Annotated in this window: 20 protein-coding genes, 1 tRNA gene and 1 other RNA gene; 13 read left to right on the forward strand and 9 right to left on the reverse strand. The window is 63.6% G+C overall.

What is annotated here, in order from left to right:
- Positions 1-16: 16 nt before the first annotated feature.
- Positions 17-187, reverse strand: coding sequence for a hypothetical protein (locus NKH91_RS21250; protein WP_023717857.1), 171 nt, complete (start codon positions 185-187; stop codon positions 17-19).
- 333 nt (positions 188-520) lie between these two features.
- Between NKH91_RS21250 and NKH91_RS21255 the strand changes: the two genes are divergently transcribed.
- Together NKH91_RS21255 and NKH91_RS21260 are read left to right on the forward strand one after the other, a co-directional pair.
- Entirely contained in the window at positions 521-3,205 is a 2,685-nt protein-coding gene (locus NKH91_RS21255; RefSeq protein ID WP_352885019.1) for an ATP-binding protein, read from the forward strand.
- Positions 3,206-3,504: 299 nt separating this feature from the next.
- Complete coding sequence (locus NKH91_RS21260; protein WP_352483271.1) at positions 3,505-4,131, forward strand: LysE family translocator; 627 nt, start codon at positions 3,505-3,507, stop codon at positions 4,129-4,131.
- Positions 4,132-4,165: 34 nt separating this feature from the next.
- Here the strand turns inward: NKH91_RS21260 and NKH91_RS21265 are convergent.
- Positions 4,166-4,241, reverse strand: a tRNA-Thr gene (locus NKH91_RS21265).
- Between the two features lie 381 nt (positions 4,242-4,622).
- On the opposite strand from NKH91_RS21265, the gene NKH91_RS21270 reads away from it, so the two are divergent.
- Positions 4,623-5,786, forward strand: a complete 1,164-nt coding sequence (locus tag NKH91_RS21270; protein WP_352847021.1) for a hypothetical protein — start codon at positions 4,623-4,625, stop codon at positions 5,784-5,786.
- A 1-nt stretch (position 5,787) separates the two neighbouring features.
- Here NKH91_RS21270 and NKH91_RS21275 read toward each other — a convergent pair whose 3' ends face one another.
- Both NKH91_RS21275 and NKH91_RS21280 read right to left on the reverse strand, forming a co-directional pair.
- Positions 5,788-7,389, reverse strand: coding sequence for a cisplatin damage response ATP-dependent DNA ligase (locus NKH91_RS21275; protein ID WP_352548794.1), 1,602 nt, complete (start codon positions 7,387-7,389; stop codon positions 5,788-5,790).
- A 226-nt stretch (positions 7,390-7,615) separates the two neighbouring features.
- Entirely contained in the window at positions 7,616-8,626 is a 1,011-nt protein-coding gene (locus NKH91_RS21280) for a ligase-associated DNA damage response exonuclease (RefSeq protein WP_352847018.1), read from the reverse strand.
- 108 nt (positions 8,627-8,734) lie between these two features.
- Here NKH91_RS21280 and NKH91_RS21285 point away from each other — a divergent pair, with 108 nt between their 5' ends.
- Together NKH91_RS21285 and NKH91_RS21290 are read left to right on the forward strand one after the other, a co-directional pair.
- Positions 8,735-9,679 (forward strand): methyltransferase domain-containing protein, encoded by a 945-nt coding sequence (locus tag NKH91_RS21285; protein ID WP_352847015.1) that lies wholly within the window; start codon positions 8,735-8,737, stop codon positions 9,677-9,679.
- Between the two features lie 55 nt (positions 9,680-9,734).
- Positions 9,735-10,091, forward strand: coding sequence for a hypothetical protein (locus NKH91_RS21290; protein ID WP_352548791.1), 357 nt, complete (start codon positions 9,735-9,737; stop codon positions 10,089-10,091).
- A gap of 7 nt (positions 10,092-10,098) precedes the next feature.
- Here NKH91_RS21290 and NKH91_RS21295 read toward each other — a convergent pair whose 3' ends face one another.
- The gene (locus NKH91_RS21295) at positions 10,099-10,962 is read right to left on the reverse strand and encodes a prephenate dehydratase (protein WP_352548789.1); all 864 of its coding nucleotides are present in this window, start codon (positions 10,960-10,962) and stop codon (positions 10,099-10,101) included.
- Positions 10,963-10,995: 33 nt separating this feature from the next.
- The gene (locus tag NKH91_RS21300; protein ID WP_023717846.1) at positions 10,996-11,724 is read right to left on the reverse strand and encodes a 3-deoxy-manno-octulosonate cytidylyltransferase; all 729 of its coding nucleotides are present in this window, start codon (positions 11,722-11,724) and stop codon (positions 10,996-10,998) included.
- A 192-nt stretch (positions 11,725-11,916) separates the two neighbouring features.
- Here NKH91_RS21300 and NKH91_RS21305 point away from each other — a divergent pair, with 192 nt between their 5' ends.
- From NKH91_RS21305 to NKH91_RS21335, 7 genes are all read left to right on the forward strand, one after another.
- Entirely contained in the window at positions 11,917-12,570 is a 654-nt protein-coding gene (locus NKH91_RS21305; protein WP_352847012.1) for a c-type cytochrome, read from the forward strand.
- Positions 12,571-12,744: 174 nt separating this feature from the next.
- Positions 12,745-14,628, forward strand: coding sequence for an extracellular solute-binding protein (locus NKH91_RS21310; RefSeq protein WP_352847009.1), 1,884 nt, complete (start codon positions 12,745-12,747; stop codon positions 14,626-14,628).
- Positions 14,628-16,496, forward strand: a complete 1,869-nt coding sequence (locus NKH91_RS21315) for an extracellular solute-binding protein (RefSeq protein ID WP_352885015.1) — start codon at positions 14,628-14,630, stop codon at positions 16,494-16,496. Before NKH91_RS21310 ends, NKH91_RS21315 begins: the two co-directional genes overlap by 1 nt.
- A 30-nt stretch (positions 16,497-16,526) precedes the next feature.
- Positions 16,527-17,621, forward strand: a complete 1,095-nt coding sequence (locus NKH91_RS21320; RefSeq protein ID WP_352885013.1) for a microcin C ABC transporter permease YejB — start codon at positions 16,527-16,529, stop codon at positions 17,619-17,621.
- On the forward strand, positions 17,621-18,760 hold the full coding sequence (locus NKH91_RS21325; RefSeq protein ID WP_352885012.1) for an ABC transporter permease: 1,140 nt from the start codon (positions 17,621-17,623) through the stop codon (positions 18,758-18,760). The genes NKH91_RS21320 and NKH91_RS21325 overlap by 1 nt, the downstream gene beginning before the upstream one ends.
- Entirely contained in the window at positions 18,757-20,388 is a 1,632-nt protein-coding gene (locus NKH91_RS21330; protein ID WP_352885011.1) for an ABC transporter ATP-binding protein, read from the forward strand. The genes NKH91_RS21325 and NKH91_RS21330 overlap by 4 nt, the downstream gene beginning before the upstream one ends.
- Positions 20,389-20,483: 95 nt before the next feature.
- Positions 20,484-21,425 carry a 2-hydroxyacid dehydrogenase gene (locus tag NKH91_RS21335; protein WP_352885010.1) on the forward strand — a complete coding sequence of 314 codons (942 nt, stop codon included), beginning with the start codon at positions 20,484-20,486 and terminating at the stop codon, positions 21,423-21,425.
- 25 nt (positions 21,426-21,450) lie between these two features.
- Here the strand turns inward: NKH91_RS21335 and NKH91_RS21340 are convergent, their stop codons facing one another.
- Genes NKH91_RS21340 through NKH91_RS21350 form a run of 3 tightly spaced genes read right to left on the reverse strand, consistent with a single transcriptional unit; the run spans position 21,451 to position 23,178 of the window.
- Complete coding sequence (locus tag NKH91_RS21340; RefSeq protein WP_352483257.1) at positions 21,451-21,753, reverse strand: Dabb family protein; 303 nt, start codon at positions 21,751-21,753, stop codon at positions 21,451-21,453.
- Positions 21,754-21,778: 25 nt separating this feature from the next.
- Complete coding sequence (gene nudC / locus NKH91_RS21345; RefSeq protein WP_352885008.1) at positions 21,779-22,720, reverse strand: NAD(+) diphosphatase; 942 nt, start codon at positions 22,718-22,720, stop codon at positions 21,779-21,781.
- Positions 22,721-22,758: 38 nt separating this feature from the next.
- Positions 22,759-23,178 carry an HIT family protein gene (locus NKH91_RS21350; RefSeq protein WP_023717834.1) on the reverse strand — a complete coding sequence of 140 codons (420 nt, stop codon included), beginning with the start codon at positions 23,176-23,178 and terminating at the stop codon, positions 22,759-22,761.
- A gap of 357 nt (positions 23,179-23,535) precedes the next feature.
- Between NKH91_RS21350 and ffs the strand changes: the two genes are divergently transcribed.
- Positions 23,536-23,632: signal recognition particle sRNA small type (gene ffs / locus NKH91_RS21355), an RNA gene on the forward strand.
- The last annotated feature ends 31 nt before the right edge of the window (positions 23,633-23,663 follow it).

Genomic DNA, 23,663 nt, shown 5'->3' on the forward strand with positions numbered 1-23,663 from the left:
CAACCCCGGCTGCAACTCAGTCTGTTGCCCATGTCGCCTTCGACGCGGCAGTCTGCAGGGCAATTCTGAGGCCAATGATCTCGGCGATTGCAGCCTCCAGCACCAGGACGATCGTTTCCTTTGCCACATCATCGAAATTTTCGGCGACATAGCTCAGGTCGCTTAGGACATCGTCTTCCTCTTCCATGATTTTCACCCCCTGTTGAACGTCAGGCCGGAACGGCCGACGATGAGATAGGCTTTGGGCTGGATCGATGGAACGCGTTGCTTTCACGCTATCATCACGGAAGTGAGGCTATCCAGCCCGCTTCGCTAGGTCTTGTCGCCGCCTTGGTTGTCTGCCTGTTTTGTAGTCTTCATGCCTATGGCAGCAGCAAACATATCGGCTCCGGGACAAAATAACGCCCGCTTCCCAGGGGTGATTTGCCAAATCGCCGCGGTCATGTGAGGTCATGTGAAATGAGCGTGTTGCACTCATTGCCTACTGTTGTACCTTCAATGTTCTGGAGGCGCGGGTTTGATGCTGCTTGAGCGAGAGGACCCACTTGGAGCTCTGTTGGCCGCGGCCGAGAGAGCTGCTGCCGGACATGGCGGGACCGTGCTGGTGCATGGCGAGGCGGGCCTAGGCAAGACCTCTCTGCTGCGCGAATTCGCGGAAAACGCCGACCGGGACTGCCGGGTGCTGTGGGGCTGGTGCGAGGCGCTCTTCACGCCGCGTCCATTGGGCCCTCTCCAGGACATGGCGCACTTGCTCGACCCGCGCATGGCAGCGCTGCTTGAGGAGACCGCAGCCCCGGAGCGGCTTTTCCCGGCATTGCTGAACGCGCTGCAGCGCGCCAAGGGCACGACCGTGCTCATCTTCGAGGACATGCATTGGGCGGATAATGCGACGCTCGACCTCGTAAGATATCTCGGTCGCCGCGTCTCCCTGCTCCGCACCATGCTGGTGCTCAGCATGCGCAGAGAGGACTTGAACGCCGATCACCCGCTGACCCACGTGCTCGGCGATCTTCCCGCCGCCTCCGTACGCCGCGTGACGCTTAAACCGCTGTCTCCCCAGGCGGTTACGATGCTGGCCGAACAGGCCGGCCGTTCCGCCGACGGGCTTTACCGCATTACTGAGGGCAATCCCTTCTTCGTTACCGAGCTCCTGTCCAGCAGCGAGACCGAATCGGCGCGCGTGCCCGATTCCATACGCGACGCGGTGTGGTCCCGCCTGTCGCGCCTGACGCCTGGAGAGCGCGACGTGCTGGAGGTCATGAGCATCATGCCGGGCAGCGTTGAGCCGTGGCTGATCCGGGCCCTTCTCGGGGACGAGACCGAAGCGCTCGTGGATCGATGCGTCGACCGTGGATTGCTGCGGCGGCACGATCAGGGCGCGCTGACATTTCGCCACGAGCTTGCCAGGGAAGCGACGCTCGACCGGCTCTCCCCCTCTCTGCAACGTTTGCTTCATTCCAAGGTCGAAGCGGCACTCTCGGAAGTTCCGGCGTCGCAGGCAAGCGCTCTGCTTTCGCGCCGCGTCCATCACGCCGGCGGCGCCGACAATGGCGAACGCGTGCTCGAACTCGCGCCGCTCGCCGCCCGGCAGGCCGCCCGCCTGGGCGCGCACCGGGAGGCGGCCTCGCATCTGGCGACCGCACTCAGATATGTCGACCAAGCCCCGCCGGAACTGGCCGCGCAGTTGCACGAGGACTGGGCCTACGAGGCCGGCCTGGCACTGCTTGTCTATGATGCCATCATCGAGGCCCGGCATCGCGCCATCGCCATCTGGCGGCAGCTGGACCGGGTCGACAAGATAGGGCTCAATTTGCGCTGGCTGTCGCGGCTGCACTGGCGGCGCGGCGAAGGCCCGCAGGCGGAAGAGTATGCGGACCAGGCCGTGCATGAAGTGGAAAGGCTGCCGCCGGGTCCCGAAGTGGCAATGGCCTACAGCACACGCTCGCAGCTCCACATGCTGCACTATCGTTTCGACGAGGCGATCGAATGGGGCGAGCGCGCGATCAGCCTGGCCGATCGGCTGGGTGAGGTCGAGACGCGCGTTCACGCCCTCAACAATGTCGGCACCGCGCTCATGTTCGCCGACCGTCCCGGCGGCCGTGAGCGGCTGGAGGAAAGCCTTGCCCTGGCGCTCGAGCACGGGCTCCACGACCATGCGGCGCGGGCCTATACGAACTTTGCGGAATGCGCGGTGGTGGCCAAGGACTTCGAGCTGGCGGAGCGGCTGCTGGCCGAAGGCATCGCATTCTGCACCAGGCACGACCTCGATTCGGCGGCGCAATACCTGCTCGGCCGGCAGGCGCAGCTTTGCATGGAACAGGGCCGGTTTCGCGAGGCCGCAACCATCGCTCAGGGCGTCATGAATGTGGAGCGCCTGCCGATGGTGATGCACTTGCCGGCGCTCACCGTGCTTGGCACGGTCCGCGTAAGGCTGGGCGAGACCGACGGCGTCGACCTTTTGCAGCGGGCCTTTGCGGAGGGGCAGACGACCGGCGAGCCGCAGCGTATCGTCCCGGTTCGCCTGGCGCTGACGGAGGCGGCCTGGCTTGCCGAGGATATCGGCGCCGGCCACGCGCAGCTTACCGAGCTGGCGGCCATGAACCTCGACAATTTCCGCCCCAGGGACCTTGGCGAATTGTCGGTCTGGTGGCGTCGATGCGGAATGCCCGGATCGCTGCCGGCGCTATCGGCGCCCATACCGTCGCCCTGGTCCGCCGAGCTTGTCGGCGACCCGCAGGCCGCCGCGGCGGAGTGGACGCGTTTCTCGCTGCCCTACGAGGCAGCACTTGCCCTCATGCAGGTTCGTGGGGCGGATGCCGGAACGGCGCTCGCTCGCGCCGTGGCGATGCTGGACGAGATCGACGCGCCCGCGGCCGCAGCGCTGGCGCGCAAGCTCGCGCAGCGTCAGGGCCTGTCAGGCCTGCTGCCGAAGGTGCAGCGCGGACCCTATGCGGCGGCCCGTCGCCATCCGCTCGGCCTGACACAGCACGAGCAGAAGGTGCTCGCCCTGATCGCCCAGGGCATCAGCAACAAGGAAGTCGCGCGACATTTGTCGCGCTCGCCCCGCACGATCGAGCATCACGTCTCCTCGCTGCTCGGCAAGCTCAACGCCGCAAACCGTATGGAAATCCTCCTGCGGCTGCGCGGCGAGCCGTGGCTCCTGACGGGCACCCATCCGTTGGAACCGCACCAGACGGGACCATGATTCCAGCTGATTCTGTCGGGATGGAACAGGCTCTGGGTAGTTCCCGCAGCGAAATCTCCGCGAAAACTGGGAAATCGACCGCCTAAAAATGGGTGGCGGTACCGATTTGCATGCCCGCCGCTCCGCGTAGGCTTCTGCTCGCAGCGTGGATGGACCTCCCAACACCACGACGCCTTCACGATCCGGGGGAGAAGGCGGGCAACGGCGGCGGTGCGGGGAACCGCCGCCGGCGTCCGGCGGCTGGGGCGCGACGGAATTCCTCGCCGCTCTGTGATCGACGCCACAAACGGGAGGCTGCAATGTCAAATTCGCTTCTGCCGTCGACGGCCATGCTGCAATTCCTGGCGGCATATACGGTGATCATGATCACGCCAGGCCCGATCGGGCTCGCGACCGGCAGCCTTGCCTCCCTGCACGGCTTTGGCAGGACGGTTCCGCTCGTGGCCGGGATCGGCGCCGGAACCGCCGTGCTGGCGGTCCTGGTGGCATTGGGCGCCGTTCATCTTTCCGGGTCGCTGTCGGTGCCGGCGGTCAAGATCGCTGGTGCGGCGGTCCTTGGCTGGATGGCCCTGCGCATCGCCAGAACGGCGCCGCCGGCCGTCGGCGACGAGCCTCAGAGACGACAGGCCGGATTGTTTGCCGGCGGGTTTCTCATCAGCATTCTCTCGCCTGAAACCGCCACTTTCTTTGCCGTCGCCTTCATGGGGCTGATGCTGCCGATCCGGAATTCGAACGAGATGCTGATGGTCGCGGCCATCGTCGCCATCATCGACATTGGCTGGTACGGATTTCTGGCCGTCGCCCTTTCGCGTCCGGTCGTGCGCGCTGCCGCGATGCGGCATCATCGGGTCATCTGCCGGGCGGCGGGGGTCGTGCTGGCAATGCTCGCCCTCGTCTCGGCGGCGTCGGCCTTTCCACTCGGCTGAGCGCTGGTTGAAGAAGGCGCGCGGGTAAATCGTTTGGTGCCGCTTAGGTGACTCGAACACCTGACCCCATCATTACGAATGATGTGCTCTACCAACTGAGCTAAAGCGGCCCGGGAAGCCGTGCTTCCAAGATCGGCTGGGTGATAGACGCAACCAGCGTTTAATTCAAGATGGTAGCGTTGAATTCAAGATGGCAGCAGCGAATTCAAGGACGAGGCTTGGCAATTCGTATCGGTCCGAGGCCGGGCGCAAGGGCAGCAGCCGCGCCGATCCGCCTAGGTCGCGCGATGCCGCACCAGCAGGCCGCGCGACCGCCACGTTGGCGTCGTGACCGGAAAAGCAGCGAAAAATGTTGATTCCTTTACCGAAAACCGCCGAAATGAGCTTTGCACCCCTCGGCAAGGCAGAATGCGGCCGCTCGCTTGTTGATTGATTGGTCGCCTGCGGCTAACGATCATGACAATGTGAATGAAATTGCAGAGGGAATTTGCTTGGACGCGATCGAAAAAGCGATCCGCAATGCCTTCGAGAAAGGCAATGCCGACGACCGGGCGTTTCGCGAGCGGGTCTATCGATCGGCTTTCGCGGCACTCGACCGTGCCCTGCAGGCCAATCCAAACGTCACCGTGGAGGTCGCCATCAAGCGCCGCAAGGCGGTCCAGGCCAAGATCACCGAAATCGAATCGGAATTCCTGCCGGCGGTTCCCGATGTCGCCGCGCCGACCGACAGTTTGGAGACAGCACCGGCGGTGGAGCCTCCAGCTGAAACCGAAACCGAAGCCGAGCCCGTGCCGTCGTCCGATGTCGTCGTTGACGGTCCGGCGCAGCCGCCCGAATCCGATGCGCCCCGGTCGCGCGTCCTGCCGGTCGTCCCCGACATCATGCCCGATGCACCTGTTGCCGAAGTGCCGGTGATCGACATGGGGGCCTCGGCTCCGACCGAAGCCGACGTCGAAACCGACGATGCGGAAGTGACGCCCGACCGCGACGACCGGCGGGCGAGGCGGCGGCGCCTGCCTTTGACCGCGATCTTCCTCGGTGTGACGCTGCTCGCAGCCGCCGGCATCGGCCTTTATTTCGCCAACCAGACCGGCGTCTTCAAATCGGCAACCGAACTCGACACGGCGCCGCCGGAAGTGCCGCCAACGGTCGACGGCGACGATTTCACGCCGGATGACACCGCTTCGCCGCCAAAGCAGGGCGAGGAGGACCAGGCGCGCGACTGGATCAACGTGTTTTCGCCGGGCGACCCGACGCAGGTCAATGCGCCGTCGGACGCCAAGGCCGACGTTGTCCAGGACGAAAGCGGTTCCTTCCTGCGCATCCGCTCGGGCGCATCCGGCTCGGCCATCAGCTTCGACGTCGGGCAAGGCGTGCTGGAGAGGATCGCCGGCAAGCATGCCACATTCGACATCATCGCACGCTCCGAGGAGGGGCAGGAGACGCAGATTTCCGTCGACTGCAATTTCGGCGAACTCGGCGACTGTGGCCGCAAGCGCTATGCGGTCGGTCGCGAGCGCAATCAATATCTGTTCGACGTGCGCCTTCCCGACAAGCGTCCGGGCGCTGCCGGCACCATCGCCATCAATTCCGACTTCGACAAGCAGGGCAAGTCGGTCGACATCTACGAGATCCGCGTTTCAGTCCTTCCTTAAGTTAACTGTCGAGCAGCGCCTGCAGCGTCTCGATGCGGTCGGCTTCGGCCGCCGGCTTGTCCCAGCGCAATCGTGAAATGCGGGGGAAGCGCATGGCGACGCCCGATTTGTGCCGCGTCGAGCGGTTGAGCCCTTCGAATGCCACCTCCAGTACGAGGCCTTGTCTGCGGTCGGCACGCACTGAGCGCACCGGGCCAAAGCGCTCGATCGTGTTGTCGCGGACATATTTGTCGATCTGCCTCAGTTCTTCGTCGGTGAAGCCGAAATAGGCTTTTCCCACCGGCACCAGCTCTTCCGATCCTTCCGGCCCGGACCAGACGCCGAATGTATAATCGGAATAGAAGCTCGAGCGCTTGCCGTGGCCGCGCTGGGCATACATCAGTACGGCGTCGACCGTGTGCGGATCGCGCTTCCATTTGAACCAGGGACCCTTCGGCCGCCCGGCCACATAAGGCGAATCCCAGCGCTTCAGCATGACGCCTTCGATGACCGGATGCAGCGGCTTGCGGCGCAATTCCTCCAGCGCCTGCCAGTTGGTGAATTCGACCAGCGGCGACAGATCGAAGCGGCTCGGATCGAGTGTCCTCACAAAGGCCTCGAGCCGGCCGCGCCGTTCGCGGAAGGGAAGTCCGCGCACATCCTCGTCGCCGATCTGCAGCGCATCGTAGCAGCGCATGAAGGCCGGGTATTGCTGCTGGATCTTGGGTGACACGCTCTTGCGGTTCAGCCGCTGCTGCAGGTCCGAGAACGTGCCCGTCGCCTGCCTGGGGTCTCCGACCAAAAGCTCGCCGTCGAGGGCGCCGGAAAAATCCATCGCCTCAGCAAGATCGGGAAAGGCGCCGGAGACATCGTCACCGGTGCGCGAATAGAGCCGGCGAATGCCGCCTTCGCAAACCGCCTGGACGCGGATGCCGTCCCATTTCCATTCGGCCGCGTAGTCGGCCGGGTCGAGCTTTTCGAGGTCGCCGTCACCGACGGCATTCGACAGCATCACCGGCCTGAACAGCGCCAGCGCCGTCTTCCTGGGTTTTTCCGCTTTACCCTCCAGCCAGGCGAACAGCGCGATATAGGGCGGCGTCAGGCCGTGCCAGAGTTCCTCGATTTCGGCGATTTCGACCCTGCCGAAATCAGCGAGCGCCTGCTTGGCCAGCCGCGCCGAGACGCCGATGCGCAGGCCGCCGGTGACCAGCTTTATGATGGCAAAGCGCGCCGAAGTGCTGGCGCTGTCGAGCAGCCGGGCCAGCACCTGAGGCCCGTCCGAACGGCTCGCCGCCTGCAGCTTCGCCACCACTTCGGCCAGCGTCGGCTCGTGGTTCGCAATGTCGACCGGCGCTTGCGGCCAGACCAGCGACACGGTCTCGGCCAGGTCGCCGACATAGTCGTAGGAATAGCCGAACAGCACCGGATCCATGCGCTCGACGACCAGCGTGCGCAGCATCGCCGGCTTGACCGCGGCGATGGACAGATCGCCGGTGATGGCCGCCAGCGCCAGCCCGCGGTCAGGATCCTCGACGCTGCGGAAATAATCGGTCAAAAGCGTCAGCTTGCCGTTGCGCGACGGCGTCAGCACCAGCCGGTCGAGAAGCTCGGCGAAGCGGTTCATGGGAGGAGCGCCAAGGGGGGAAGCTTGCGATCCTTCGCGCCCCCCTCTGTCCTGCCGGACATCTCCCCCACGAGGGGGGAGATTGGATGTCGCCACTGGTTTCGCCAATCCCCAGCGTTGAGGGAACGAGCGCGGCGCCAAAGCTGCCGATCTCCCCCCTCGTGGGGGAGATGGCCGGCAGGCCAGAGGGGGGCGCGACAGAACGCCATACCGGCGATTTCCACCATCAATCGCCCTCGTCCTCATAGCCAACCAGATGCAGCGGCCTGGCGGCGATGCCTTCGAGTTCGCACCAGCGCACCAGCGCCTCCTCGCGGCCATGCGTCACCCAGATTTCCTCGGCGCCGGTCTCCTTGATCGTCGCTGTCAGCTCGTCCCAGTCGGAGTGATCGGAGATGATCAGCGGCAGCTCGACGCCGCCCTGTTTGGCGCGCTGGCGGATGCGCATCCAGCCTGAGGCGAAGCACGACATCGGATCGGGAAAACGCCGCGCCCAGCGATCGGCGAACGCGGATGGCGGGCCGACGACGATGGCGCCGGCAAAGTCGCTTTTCGCGCCGCTCTCGACGGTCGCCGGTTCCAGTGTGCCGAGATCGATGTCCTGGCTCTGGAAATACTCGCTGAGCTTGGCCAGCGCGCCATGGATGTAGATCGGCTTTTCGTAGCCGGCATCGCGCAGCAGGCGCATGACGCGCTGCGCCTTGCCAAGCGCATAGGCGCCGACCAGATGCGTGCGTTGGGGAAACTGCTCGGTCGATTTCAGCAACCGGGCGATCTCTTCGCTATCGGGCGGATGGCGGAACACCGGCAGGCCGAACGTCGCCTCGGTGATGAAGACGTCGCATTTGAGTGGCTCGAACGGCTCGCAGGTCGCGTCCTTCTGGCGCTTATAGTCGCCGGACGCGACGATGCATGTGCCCTGATGCGCGACCTTGATCTGCGCCGAGCCCAGCACATGGCCAGCCGGGTGAAAGCTGACGGTGACGCCGTCGAGCGTGATCGTCTCGCCGAGCACGGCGGCTTGCGTCGTTCCGGCAAAATCTTCGCCGTAGCGCAGCCCCATGATGTCGAGCGTCTGCTGCGTCGCCATCACCGAGCGGTGGCCGGAGCGGGCATGGTCGGAATGGCCATGTGTGATCAGCGCCCGGTTGACCGGCCGCACCGGGTCGATGAAGAAATCGCCGGGCGGGCAATACAGCCCTTCGGGCCGGGGATGAAGCAGGTCGCTGGCGCGCATGGCCCCAAGATAGGCGCTAATTCCGGCGCGGGAAGCCTGTTGTAAGTCACTGCTGACTCCAGCATAGAGCGCAGGCCGGCCGCAAAACACCGGCGGAACCTGATCGCCATGAAACCGCTCCAGACTTCGTCCGGCGATCCGACCGCCAATCGCCGCGCCGACTATGCCGAAATGCTCCATGCGTCCGGCGATCATGCGGCAGCGTCGGAATTGCTGCTCGGCGCGCTCGAACTGGCGCCGCAATGGCCGGCCGGCTGGTTCCGCCTCGGTGAGATGCAGGAGGCGGCGGGCGCGCCCGATCTCGCCGCGCAGGCCTGGACGACGGCACTGCGGCTGGACCCGGCGGACAGGCTCGGCGCGGTGCTCAAGCTGCAATTGATCGGCAAGGCAGCGGCCGCCCAGGCGCCGCCCAGCGCCTTTGTCGAGACGCTGTACGACCACTATGCCGGAAGCTTCGAGGGTGAGCTGGTCGACAGGCTAGGCTATCGTCTGCCCGAATGTCTCGACCGAGCCATCCGGGCAGCACGGCCGGGCCGGTTTTCGCTGGTGCTCGATCTCGGCTGCGGCACCGGCCTCATGGGCCAGAGACTGCGGCCGATCGCCGATCGGCTGGAGGGTTACGACATCTCGGCCGGCATGCTGAGGCAGGCGCGCGCCAAAGGCGTCTACGATCTGCTCGTCAAGACGGACCTGCAGGATTTTTGCTATTCAGGCCCGAAAGCCGATCTGGTGACGGCGGCAGATGTGTTCATCTATCTCGGCGCACTCGACAAGGTGGTGACCAAGATTGCCGGAATGCTTGCCGGCGGCGGTCTGTTTGCGTTCTCCGTCGAGACGCTCTCCGGCGGCGACCTATCTGGCAGCGGCGATTTCGCCTTGCAGCCGTCGCGCCGCTATGCGCATTCGCAAAGCTATGTAGAGCGGGTTCTGGACGCCAACGGCTTTTCGGTCCTGTCCCTGCAGGCAACGATTATCCGGCAGGATCGCCGCGAACCGGTCGAAGGGTTGGCCGTGGTGGCAAGCTTGCTTTCCGGCAGCGTAAAATCTGGCTAAGATTTCTGCCGCTGTGCATGAGAGGCGGCAGCTGCGAAAGACAAGGAGCACGTTCATGCGCTGGAACATGATGGTCTTGGCATCTTGCCTGGCGATGGCCGGCTGCGTCGGCAATTCGATGTCCGAACGGCAGGACGAAAACGTCCAGTCCTCGCTGCTATATGACAAGGTGCCTTGCGACCAATTGCTGGCGCAACGAAACGGCCTGGCGCAGCAATATCATTTGCCGGTGGACGCCAAGCCGTCCTTCTCCAACCCGGCGACGGGCTTCGGCCCGTTCACGCCGGACATGCGCTCAAAAGCCAAACGTGACGCCGACCAGGCAAGCGGCAAGATCGACGCCATGAACCGGTCGATCAGCCGCCGCGAATGCGGCAAGCCGGCCAGGCAGAACAAGCTCGGCCTGACCTGACCGGATCCTAATCCGCCACCTTCCATTGCTCGCGTGAGGCGCTGGCGGGATAGACGCCGAGGATGCGCATTTCGCGCGAGAAAAACCGCAACTCGTCGAGTGCCAGCTTCACCAGCGGATCGTCGGGATGGCCCTCTATGTCGGCGTAGAACAGCGTCGCCGTAAACGCGCCGAGCTGGTAGCTTTCCAGCTTGGTCATGTTGATGCCGTTGGTGGCGAAGCCGCCCATCGCCTTGTAGAGCGCCGCCGGCACGTTGCGGACGCGGAAGATGAAGGTCGTCATCATCTTGGCGTCGGCCGAGGGGCGTTCGGCCCATTGCTTGTTCTTTGTCAGCACGACGAAGCGGGTGACGTTGCTGTCGGTGTCCTCGACATTCTCTTCGATGATGTCGAGCCCGTAGAGGGTCGAGGCCAGCGCCGGCGCCAGCGCGGCCATGGTGCGGTCCTTCATCGCGGCGACCATCTTGGCGGCGCCCGCCGTGTCGCCGGCAACCGTCGCCTTCCAGCCGTTCTTGCGGATGTATTTGCGGCATTGGCCGAGCGCGTGGATGTGGCTGTGCACGGTCCTGATCTCGTCGCGCCTGACGCCGGGCAGCACCATCAGCTGGAAGTGGATCGGCAGGAAATATTCGCCGATGATGTGCAGCTTCGATTCCGGCAAGAGGTGATGGATGTCGGCGACGCGGCCAGCAATGGTGTTCTCGATCGGGATCATCGCCAGATCGGCCTTGCCGGTCTCGACCGCGTTGAAGGCGTCCTCGAAGGTCGGGCACGGCAACGGCTCCATCGATGGGAACATGTTGCGGCAGGCGGTGTCGGAATTGGCGCCCGGCTCGCCCTGGAAGGATATTTTGTTGGTCTTTTCAGGCATGCGCAGAGTCTCGGGAATTGGGGGAAGAATTTCTTAGTTGGAAAGGAGTGCCCTGGCGCGTTCGAGATCGTCCGGCGTATCGACGCCAAGCGGCACCGACTGCACGATCTCCGCATCAATGCGCATGCCGGCCTCGAGCGCCCGCAACTGCTCCAGCCGCTCGCGGCGCTCCAGCGGCGACGGCCTCAACGCAACGAAGCGTTCGAGTGCGGCGCGGCGATAGGCATAGAGGCCGATATGATGGTAGAGCGGGCCTTCGCCCCAGGGGGCGGTGGCGCGGGTGAAATAGAGCGCCCTGAGCCGCGTCGCCGAGAGTGGCGAGCCGACCAGCTTGACGACGTTCGGATTGGTCTTTTCCTCGTCGCGGACGATCTCGACGCAGAGCGTGGCGATGTCGACCGCTGCGTTCTCGAAAGGCTTAAGCGCGGCGCCGATAACAAGGGGCTCGATGGTCGGCAGATCGCCCTGCACATTGACGATGGTCTCGACGCTGTTGCCAGGGTCGAGAATGGTCAGCGCTTCGAAGATGCGGTCGGAGCCGGTTTCGTGGTCCGCCCGCGTCATCACCGCCTCGAAATCATGCGCGCGCACCGCCTCCGCGACGCTTTGCGTATCGGTGGCGACGACGACCCGGCCGAGGCCGGCCTCGGCAGCACGGCGGGCGACGTGGACGATCATCGGAGTGCCGGCGATGTTGGCCAGCGGCTTGCCCGGCAGGCGGGTCGAGGCCATGCGGGCCGGGATCAGGATGAGGGTGGACATGAGGCGGGCAGGGGCTCGAAAAAGAGGAGGACAAAAGTGGCAAAAGGTCTCACTGGCAGCGCCCTTATAGGTGTTGCAACGCCGGAGCAAAAGACCTAGTTTCCGCGCGATTTGACCGCCTCGCAGGGTGGTTCACGATACCGACGGACGGAGTGGACGGATCGGTCCGCCGGAAAAGGGAGCCTGGGGCGTATGGATTCCAACGAAGTCAACAAGCTGCTCGCCGCTTTCCTCGGCACGGTGTTCATTGTCTTTTCCGTTGGCATCGTGTCCGACGCGCTGTTTGCCTCGCCGGCGCCGGAAAAGCCCGGCTTTGCCATCGAGGCGACCGAGCCCGCCGAAGGCGGCCCGGCCGCTCCCGCCGCGGAGGCCAAGCCGATTGCCGAACTGCTGGCCACCGCCAACGCCGAAGCGGGCGCCGCCATCTTCAAGAAATGCCAGGCTTGCCACTCCGGTGAAAAGGGCGGCCCCAACAAGGTCGGCCCCGATCTCTGGGACATTATCGACCGTCCGGTCGCCGAGCATGAGGGCTTTGCCTATTCGGCCGGCATGAAGGAGTTTTCCAAGGGCGGCGCCGAGAAGTGGACCTACGACAACCTCAACCACTTCATCACCTCGCCGAAGAAGTTCGTGAAGGGCACCGCGATGGGTTTCGCCGGCCTGCCGAAAGATGAGGACCGCGCCAACGTCATCGCCTATCTGCGTACGCTGTCGGACAATCCGAAGCCGCTGCCGGCGCCCGGCGCCTCGGCCGAAAACGCGCCCGCCAAGCCGGCCGAAGGTGCAGCCCCTGCCAAGCCGGCAGAAGGCGCGGCGCCAGCCGCTCCGGCCGCACCCGCAAAATAACAAAACTGTAATGACATAATCCTTGAAAAAGCCGGGTTCAGCCCGGCTTTTTCGTTAGGAAAAATGCATATGCGACGACAAAGCCGCTCGGTTGCGGTTTTCAGTGGCGCCAAATGATCTAGATTGGGCCCAGACGCTTATGGTGACGGCGCTATATCGCGAAGAGGAGAACGCATGACGGTTGGCCGAGCGCGGACGCTTCTGAAATCGGTGCTGATGCTGGCTGCCTTTGCCGGCGGCCTGCAGGCGGCCTTAGCGGACGAATGGCGCACGACCTCGTCGCTGATCGGCGAATCCAAATATGGCGATAATTTCCAGCACTACGATTACGTCAATCCGGATGCACCCAAGGGCGGCACGCTGAATTCCGTGGTGCTTGGTACGTTCGACAGCTTCAATCCCTACATCGTGCAGGGGTCGCCGGCTGCCGGCTTCGCGCAGTTCGGCGGCGGCCTGATCTACGACACGCTGATGGAGCAGGCGACCGACGAGGGCAGCACCAGCCATCCGCTGATCGCCGACGCCTACAAATATCCGGCCGACTATTCCTCGGCGACCTACCGGCTCGACCCGCGGGCGAAATGGCATGACGGCCAGCCGATCACCACCGACGACGTGATCTGGTCGTTCCAGGTGCTGAAGGCCAACAGCCCGCAATATAGCCGCTATTTCGAAAACGTCACCGACGCGGTCGCCATCTCCGACCGCGAGGTCGAGTTCCATTTCAACCAGAAGGGCAACCGCGAACTGCCCAAGATTCTCGGCGATCTCGTCGTATTGCCCAAGCACTGGTGGGAAGGTACCGACGCCAATGGCAAGAAGCGCGACGTCACCAAATCGACGTTGGAGCCGCCACTCGGCTCGGCCGCCTACAAGATCGCCAGCTTCAAGCCGGGCTCGGAAATCGTCTGGCAGCGCGTGCCCGACTACTGGGCGGCCAAGCTGCCGGTGAAGATCGGCCGCGAGAATTCCGGCAGCCAGCGTTTCACCTATTTTCTCGACGACAATGCCGCCTGGCAGGCCTTCACCAAGGGCGGCTTGGACGACATCAAGCCGGAGAACAGTTCGAGACGCTGGAACACGGCCTATAATTTCCCGGCAGTCCAGGCCGGCGACGTCATCAAGAAGGAATTCAAGACCGCGTCGCCCGAACCGATGCAGGCCTTCATGCTCAACACCAGGCGCCCGCTGTTTAGGGATCGCCTGGTGCGCGCCGCCTTGATGTACCCCTTCGACTTCGAGACGATGAACCGGACCCTCTTCTTCGGTTCCAACACCCGCACCAGCAGCTATTTCCAAGGCACGGAACTGGCGTCGAGCGGCCTGCCGCAAGGCAAGGAACTGGAAATCCTCGAGCAGTACCGCGACAAGCTGCCGCCCGAAGTCTTCACCCAGGAATTCAAGCTGCCGGTCTACGACACGCCGCAGGCGGAACGCAAATACCTCAAGACCGCGGTCGATCTGTTCGCCAAGGCGGGCTGGGTGATCAAGGGCGGCAAGATGGTCAACGCCAAGACCGGTGAACCGTTCAAATTCGAAATCCTCGGCTGGAACGACACCGATCAGGTCATCGCAAGCCCCTACCTAGCCAATCTGCGCAAGATCGGCGTCGACGCGACGCTGCGCCTGATCGACCAGACCCAGTATATCAACCGCGTCACCCATTTCGACTTTGACGTGGTCACTTCGATACTCGGCCAGTCCGACTCTCCCGGCAATGAACAGCGCGATTTCTGGAGCTCCAAGGCGGCCGATACGCCGGGATCGCGCAATTACGCCGGCATTAAGGACCCCGTCGTCGATGCGTTGGTCGATCGCGTCATCTTTGCCACCGACCGCGACGATCTGGTTGCCGCCACCCACGCGCTCGACCGGGTGCTGTTGTGGAATTTCTACGTCGTGCCGCAATATTACCGCGCCGTGGTCTGGCTCGCCTACTGGAACAAGTTCGGTATGCCGGAAAAGCAGCCCGCCTATAGCGGCGTCGACCAGAATTCCTGGTGGATCGATCCGGTCAAGGAAAAAGCGCTGGCGGCAAAATACAAGAGTGGCAATTGATGGCGGCGCTGCCCCGTCGCGACTTCCTCGCCCTTGGCGGTGCAGCCGCGGCCGCAGCGCTGCTGCCCGGGCGGGCTTTCGCCGCGATCCCAACCGGCGTGAAACTGCACGGCCTGTCGGCCTTCGGCGATCTCAAATACGGACCGGATTTCGCGCATTTCGACTATGTCAATCCGGACGCGCCCAAGGGCGGCCGGATGAATTTCGCCCCGCCGAACTCCACCCTCAATCAGAGCTTCCTGACTTTCAACACGTTGAACTCGCTGGTGTTGAAGGGGGATTCGCCGCCGCGCACCGAGCTCTGCTTCGATACGCTGATGGCAAGGGCAGTCGATGAGCCGGATGCGGTCTACGGCCTGCTTGCCGAATCCGTTACCTTGTCGCAGGACCGCAACGGCTACCGCTTCAGCCTGCGGCCACAAGCGCGCTTCCACGACGGCTCGCCGCTGACCGCCGAAGACATTGCCTTCGCCTTGAATCTCTACAAGGACCGGGGGCATCCGAACCTTTCCCAAGCGCTGCGGCATATGACGGATGCGGTTGCAATTGATCCGCTTACGGTCAGCCTTACCTTCAACGGCAAACAGTCCGCGCAGAATATCCTCGCCATCGCCGTAATGCCGATAGTGTCCAAAGCCTTCTACACGGCCAATGATTTCGACGCCTCGACGTTAACCCCACCGCTTAGCTCCGGACCATACAGGGTGGGACGGGTGGTGGCCGGGCAGACTGTCGAATATGAACGCGTCGCCGACTATTGGGGCCGCGATCTGGCCGTAAACCGCGGCATTAATAATTTCGACCGCATCCGTATCGATTTCTACCTTGATCGCCAGGCAGCGTTTGAAGCGTTCAAGAAAGGCGACACGCATTTTCGCGAGGAAGGTACCGCGCGGGTATGGGCGACCGGTTACGACTTTCCTGCGCTGAAGGACGGCAGGGTCATCAAACGCGAATTTCCCGGCGAGAAATCGCCATCCATGCAGGCTGTCGCGCTGAACCAGCGCCGGCCGCAATTCCGCGACATACGCGTGAGACGCGCAATCGCCTACTGCTTCGACTTCGAATGGACCAAACGGGTGCTGTTTTTCGGCTCCTACGATCGCTCGCAATCGAACTTCGAACGATCGGATTACAAGGCCGAGGGCCTGCCGACGCCCCAGGAATTGAAACTGCTGGAGCCGTTTCGAGCCGAGTTGCCGCCGGAGACCTTCGGCGAACCGGTGATACAACCTGTCTCCGACGGTTCTGGCCATGACCGCAAGCTGCTGCGCGAGGCGTCGAGATTGCTTGCCGAAGCCGGCTGGAAGCGAGCGGGCAAATTCGTCGTCAACGACAAAGGCGAGCGACTGCAGGTGGAAATGCTGGCCGAGGACGAGGGCCTCGTTCGCATCTTCGCCCCGTGGTCCGAGAATATGAAGGCGATCGGCATCGATGCTTCGATCCGGCAGGTCGATTCGACGCAATTCGAAGCGCGGCAAAGCAACTACGATTTCGATTTCAACCTTCTCCGATGGTCGATCGGGGCGACGCCCACCGCCGACGGCCTCGAGATACTCTACGATTCGCGGATGGCGAAGACGCCGGGGATGCGCAACTATCCGGGTACGGAAAGCAAAGCCATCGACGCGCTGATCGAGGCAGCCGGCAAGGCACAGAGCCGGATCGAGCTCGTCACCGCGCTCAAGGCGCTCGATCGGGCCTTGCGCGCACGGCTAGACTGGATTCCAACATATGACCTGGCGAATCACCGAGCGGCGTTCTGGGACATGTTCGGCATTCCCGCTCAAAAGCCGGATTACGACTTCCCGGTCGAGACGTTGTGGTGGTTCGACAAAGACAAGGCGGCAAAGATTGGCAAAGCCTGAGATTTTCGCACAAGCGAGGCAGAGAGCCTGATGGGCGCCTATATACTGCGCCGCATCCTGCTGATGATCCCGACGCTGTTCGGCATCATGGCGGCGTCCTTCGCCGTCATCCAGTTCGCGCCTGGCGGGCCGGTCGAGCAGGTCATTGCCAGGCTGACCAACCAGGGCGGCAGCGATCGCCTCGGTGGCGGCGGGGGAGATGCCGGCGGCGCCAATTTCGATGTGGCCGGCGACGTCGGCTCGAAATACCGCGGCGCGCAAGGGCTCGACCCGGAATTCATCAAGAAGCTGGAGAAGCAGTTCGGCTTCGACAAGCCGCCGCTCGAGCGCTTCGGCATGATGCTGTGGAACTATCTCCGCTTCGATTTCGGCGACAGCTACTTCCGCGACATCTCGGTGCTCGACCTGATCCTGGAAAAGATGCCGGTGTCGATCTCGATCGGGCTGTGGATCACGCTTTTGTCCTACCTGATCTCGATCCCGCTCGGCATCCGCAAGGCGGTCAAGGACGGCTCCACCTTCGACGTCTGGACCAGCGGCGTCGTCATCGTCGGCTACGCCATTCCGGGCTTCCTGTTCGGCATATTGCTGATGGTGCTGTTTGCCGGCGGCTCGTTCTGGGACTGGTTTCCGCTGCGCGGCCTCACCTCCGACAATTGGGACCAGCTGTCGTGGCCGGCCAGGATCGTCGACTATTTCTGGCATATGACCTTGCCGCTGACCGCGCTGGTATTGTCGGCCTTTGCCACGACGACGCTTTTGACCAAGAATTCCTTCCTCGAGGAAATCCGCAAACAATATGTGGTCACCGCCCGCGCCAAGGGCCTGTCGGAGCGGCAGGTGCTCTACGGCCACGTCTTCCGCAACGCAATGCTGATCGTCATCGCCGGTTTTCCCGGCGCCTTCATCTCGGCGTTCTTCACCGGGTCGCTGCTGATCGAGAACATATTTTCGCTCGACGGCCTCGGCCTGCTCGGCTTCAACTCGGTGGTGCAGCGCGACTATCCGGTCGTCTTCGCCAATCTCTACATCTTCTCGCTGCTTGGCCTGTTCGTCGGACTGCTGTCCGATCTGATCTATACCTGGGTCGATCCGCGCATCGATTTCGAGCGGAGAGACGTCTGATGGCGCAGGCCATAGCCGAAACGGCGCCGGCACGGATCGCGCGGCCCTTTCTGTCGCCGCTCAACCAGCGCCGCCTGCAGAACTTCAAGTCCAACCGGCGCGGCTACTGGTCGTTGTGGATATTCCTGTTCCTGTTCGTGCTGTCGCTGGTTTCCGAATTGATCGCCAACGACAGGCCAATCATCGCCTCCTACAAGGGCGAGATCCTGTTTCCGGTCCTGGTTGCCTATCCCGAGGAGAAGTTCGGCGGCTTCTATGCGGTCACCGACTATCGCGACCCGGTCATCCAGTACGAGATCAACGCCAATGGCTGGATGATCTGGCCGCCGGTGCGCTACTCCTATCAGACCGTCAACAACGCTATTCCCGAAGCAGCACCGACCAAGCCATCCTGGCTCTACGACAAGAAGACGCGCTGCAACCAGTATCCGAAAGGCGAGGCAGACCCCAACTGCAACGTCGGCAACTGGAACTGGCTGGGCACCGATGACCAGGCCCGCGACGTGCTGGCGCGCGTCATCTACGGCTTCAGGATCTCGGTGCTGTTCGGCCTGGTCCTGACTGCCGGCTCGGCGCTGATCGGCGTGGCGGCCGGCGCTCTGCAGGGCTATTTCGGCGGCTGGACCGACCTTCTGTTCCAGCGCTTCATCGAGATCTGGTCGGCGATCCCGGTGCTGTATCTGCTCTTGATCGTCGCCGCCATCCTGCCGCCCGGCTTCTTCATCCTGCTCGGATTGATGCTGCTGTTTTCCTGGGTGGCACTGGTCGGCGTGGTAAGGGCCGAGTTCCTGCGCGCCCGCAATTTCGAATATGTCAATGCGGCGCGCGCGCTCGGCGTGTCCAATATCACCATCATGTTCCGGCATCTGCTGCCCAATGCCATGGTGGCGACTCTGACCTTCTTGCCCTTCCTGCTTAGCGGCTCGATTTCGACGCTGACCTCGCTCGACTATCTCGGCTTCGGCCTGCCGCCCGGCTCCGCCTCGCTCGGCGAGCTGCTGAAGCAGGCACAGCGCAACCTCAATGCCCCCTGGCTCGGCATTTCCGGCTTCGTCGTCATCTCGCTGATGCTGTCGCTGCTGGTCTTCGTTGGCGAGGGCACCCGCGACGCTTTCGATCCGCGCAAGACGTTCAGATGAGCGATACCCCACTGCTCTCGGTCCAGGATCTCAGCGTCGCCTTCACGCAAGGCGGCAACCAGTCGATCGCCGTCGACCATATTTCCTTCGATCTCGCCAAGGGCGAGACGGTGGCGCTGGTCGGCGAGTCCGGCTCGGGCAAGTCGGTCACCGCGCTGTCGGTGCTGAAGCTGCTGCCCTATCCGACCGCCAGCCACCCGTCGGGAAAGATCCTGTTCCTCGGCGCCGACCTGCTGGCCACGGACGAGAGAGACTTGCGCCGCGTGCGCGGCAACAAGATCACCATGATCTTCCAGGAGCCGATGACTTCGCTCAACCCGCTGCACACGATCGAGCAGCAGATCGTCGAGGTGCTGAAATTGCACCAGGGCCTGGGGGATCGCACCGCCAAGGCGCGCACGCTGGAACTTCTGCACGAGGTCGGCATCCGCGAACCGGAGAAACGGCTCGACGCCTATCCGCACCAGCTTTCCGGCGGCCAGCGCCAGCGCGTCATGATCGCTATGGCGCTGGCCAACGAGCCTGAACTTTTGATCGCCGACGAGCCGACGACGGCGCTCGACGTCACCGTCCAGGCGCAGATCCTCGAATTGCTCGCCGGCCTGAAAAGCCGCAAGAACATGTCGATGCTGTTCATCACCCACGATCTCGGCATCGTCAGGAAGATCGCCGACCGGGTCTGCGTGATGACCAAGGGCAAGATCGTCGAGACAGGGCCGACCAAAGCGATATTCGCCAATCCGCAGCACCCCTATACGCGGCATCTGCTTGCCGCCGAGCCGAAGGGCAAGCCGCCGGCGGCCAACCAAGCCGCCAAGCCAGTGATGGTCGGCAAGGACGTCAAGGTCTGGTTTCCGATCAAGAAGGGTTTCTTCCGGCGCACCGTCGACAATGTGAAGGCGGTCGACGGCATCGACGTCACCGTCCGGGCCGGCCAGACGCTCGGCGTCGTCGGCGAATCCGGCTCCGGCAAGACGACGCTCGGCCTGGCGCTGGCCAGGATGATCTCGTCGACCGGGGATATCCAGTTCAACGGACGCGGCATCGATCAGCTGTCCTTCAACGAAATGCGGCCGCTGCGGCGCGAGCTGCAGATCGTCTTCCAGGATCCGTTCGGCTCGCTCAGCCCGCGCATGTCGGTCGCCGAGATCGTCGAGGAAGGGTTGAAGATCCACGAGCCGAAACTGTCGCCCGATGCGCGCGACGAGCGTGTCGTCGACGTGTTGCAGGAAGTCGGCCTCGATCCGGCGACGCGCAACCGCTATCCGCACGAATTCTCCGGCGGCCAGCGCCAGCGCGTCGCCATCGCGCGCGCCATGGTGCTCAACCCGCGCTTCGTCATGCTGGACGAGCCGACCTCGGCGCTCGACATGAGCGTGCAGGCGCAGGTCGTCGACCTCTTGCGCAGCCTGCAGGCCAAGCACGACCTCGCCTATCTCTTCATCAGCCACGATCTGAGGGTCATCCGCGCGCTCGCCAATGAAGTCATCGTCATGCGCAATGGCAGGATCGTCGAAGCCGGACCTTCCGAACAGATTTTTGGCAACCCGCGGACCGACTATACAAAGGCGTTGATCTCGGCCGCCTTCAAGATCGAAACGGCGCCGGTCGGCATCGTTAGCGAGTAGATTTTCGCCAGAGATCATGCACAAAATCAAAACGCTGCCGCGCCCTTGCACGTCGGGACGCGAAGGCTGTTGGTAAAAAGGAAAAACAATCCGCAATGGAAAAAGGCCGCATCCTGCTTGCCCTCACCGGTATTCATCCGCTGCGCTGGCGCGAACTGCTGTCGGCGGAGCGCGAAGTGGTGCTCGAGCCGAATGGCGCCGCCGATCCGTCGATCACCTATGCGGTGGTGTGGAAACAGCGGCCGAACCTGTTGTCGTCGCTGCCCAATCTGCGCGCCATCTTCTCGATCGGCGCCGGCGTCGACCACATCTTCGCCGATCCCACCTTGCCCGACGTTCCGGTCGTCAAGGTGGTGGCCGACAACCTGACCCAGTACATGACCGAATACGTCGTCTGGCGGGTGCTCGACCACCATCGCCAGGGCATGCTCTACCGCGCCCAGCAGCAGAAGAAGATCTGGCACGAACCGCAGCAGCGGCCGGCCAGCGACATCTCGGTCGGCATTATGGGGCTCGGCACGCTCGGCCGCGCGGCGGCGTCGGTGCTGTTGTCGCTCGGCTTTCCGGTCAATGGCTGGTCGCGCAGCGATCGGCCGATGCAAGGTGTCTCGACTTATGCGGGCGAGGCCGGCCTGATCCCGTTCCTCAACGCTACCGACATCCTGGTGGTGCTTCTGCCGCTGACGCCGCAGACGCACGGCATCATCAACCACGGCGTGCTGAAGGAGCTGCGCAAGCGCAACGGCCTCGGCGGCTCGGTGCTGATCAATGCCGGCCGCGGCAGGCTGCAGAAGGACGCCGACATTTTGCGCGCGCTGGACGACGGCACGCTGAAGGAAGCCAGCCTCGACGTGTTCGAGGTCGAGCCGCTGCCGAAGACCAGCCCGCTATGGAGCCATCCGAAAGTGTTCGTGACGCCGCATGCGGCGGCAACTTCCGATCCGGTCCACCTGGCGCCACTCATGCTGCGCCAGATGGACGCCTTCGAGCGCGGCGAAGCGCTGGAAAATGTGGTGGACCGCGACGCGGGGTATTGATTTTTTGGAGCGCCGCTTCCCCGTCTCAGCCCCAGCCGAGCGGCACGTAGTCGATCTCCATAAACGCCTCGACCTCGGGGATCCAGCGGTCGCGGACGAAGGCGACGTGGTCGGGATGATCGTTGTAGCCGGAGTAAGCCCGCTGATCGGCGAACTCCATCGAGAAGCCGAAGCGGTACTCGTTCTTGGGGCTGACCTGCCGCAACTGCTCGAAATGCGTGACGCCCTTTATCGCCGTGAGGATCCTCTTGGCATCGGCGAGGAACCTTTTTTCCTCAAGCGAGTGCGGCGGGTGTTTTAGCGTGAACACGACGGTGTGACGGATCATTTTTTGCTCCTGCGATGTCTTCGTGTCACGCGCTGTCGGCCCAGGCGCGGATCAGGTTATAGGCGATCGCCCCTTTCGGCGGCGTCACCAGGCCGCCCGGATGTTCCCTGGCCAGCATCGACAGCACCTCGTCGCGAAAGAACCAGCGGCAGTCTTCCAGCTCGTTGAGGTCGGGGTGGATGTCGTCGTTGAGCGGTTCGCCGAAGCAGCCGATCATCAGCGAATAGGGAAACGGCCAGGGCTGGCTGGCGTGGTAGACGACGCGGCCGAGCCGGATGCCGGCTTCCTCCAGCGTTTCGCGGCGCACCGCCGCCTCGATCGTCTCGCCCGGCTCGATGAAACCGGCGAGCGCCGAATACATGCCGGGCCCGAAATGCCGGCCGCGGCCGAGCAGGCATTTTTCGGGCGTTGCCGTCAGCATGATCGCCACCGGGTCGGTGCGCGGAAAGTGCTCTGTGCCGCAGGCCGGGCAATGCCGCTTGTAGCCGCCGGCCCGCATCTCGGCTTCGGTGCCGCATTTGCTGCAGAAGCGATGGCTGGCATGCCAGGCGAGCAGCGCCGCCCCTTGCGCCAGCGCGCCGGCCGCCGCTTCGTCGATCAGCCCTTGCATATAGACCGAGCGGTAGTCGATCGCCTTGATCGTCTCGGGAAGCTGCTCGGGCTCGACCCCGGCCGGCACCGCCAGCACCGGGCCGCTTTCGGAAAAACCGAGCAGGACGCCGTTTTCGAGCGATGCCTCGAGCGGCCGGCTTTCGGCCGCGCCGAACCAGGGATCGAATGCGTCTTGCGCAAGCTTCAGATAGAGCCGGCCGCCATGCATCAGCAAAAGCCGAGTCGTCGGATCGGCGAGCGCCTTTTCGACGGAATCGTCGGCGCGGTTTTCGGATTGCCGGTCGATGATGTTGCCGGCGAAGCCGACGAACTGGCTCGGCTCGCGCAAGGGCGCGTCAAACAGGCTAAAGCTCATGCGGACTCGGGAAGGTTCAAGATGGACACGGGAGAGGCTTATAGCGCTGCCTTGATCTTTTCCGCAAACTTGCGAATGTCGGAGCGCTGGTAGGGCTCGCGCAGGCCGTGCCCCCACACCGGGCCGGGCCAGCCGGGATCGCCTTCCGAGCGCGCGATAACATGCACGTGCAACTGCCGCACGATGTTGCCGAGCGCGCCGGTGTTGATCTTGGTGCAGCCGGTCACCCGCTTCAGCGCCAGCGCCACCATGTTGGTCTCGAAGGTCAGCATCGCCTGGTCGAGCGGCGTCATGTCGTGGATTTCCTCGATGCCCGGTCGCTGCGGCACCAGCAGCAGCCACGGCCAGCGGCGGTCGTTCATGACCCGCAATTCGCACAGGCCGAGCCACATCAGCTGTTCGCTGTCGGCTTCCAGCTGAGCGTCAAGCGTGAATCCGGCCTTGAGGCCCGGCAGCATCGGCGTTTCCCTCGCATTTTGACGTTTTTTGAACTTTATCGACGCTAGAGCGGCTACCGGGGGGCCGCAAGGGGCAGCAAGCAACATTGGCCGTCGTGGCGCTGATTGTGCGCGAAGAACCGAGGACCAGGGCATTGCATACGGTTGGCGCTGCCCCGCCGAGGTCGACAATTTTGACCGCAGCCACATTTTGTTCTTGCTTTGTGCCGGCAGCTATGCTACTAATGTCGCTATGGTGATTATTCGCACCAACGACCCGCCCGCCGAGGCGGGTTTTTGGTTTCAGCTTTCGCCGTCGCGCACGACCCCTATCATCCGCACTTGCATTTCATCGCCGGATTGCCGATATGGAGGCCGGGAGGTTGGTGGTGGACGGTCCACTCGCCAACCGGGTCAGGTCCGGAAGGAAGCAGCCCTAACGAGCCCGGAACGGGTCATTGTTCCAGCCTCCCGCCTCTTCGCCTTTTGCCCCGACATTGACGGCG

Origin of the sequence: Mesorhizobium sp. M0894 (genome assembly GCF_040319725.1) — a bacterium.
Taxonomy (GTDB): Bacteria; Pseudomonadota; Alphaproteobacteria; order Rhizobiales; family Rhizobiaceae; genus Mesorhizobium.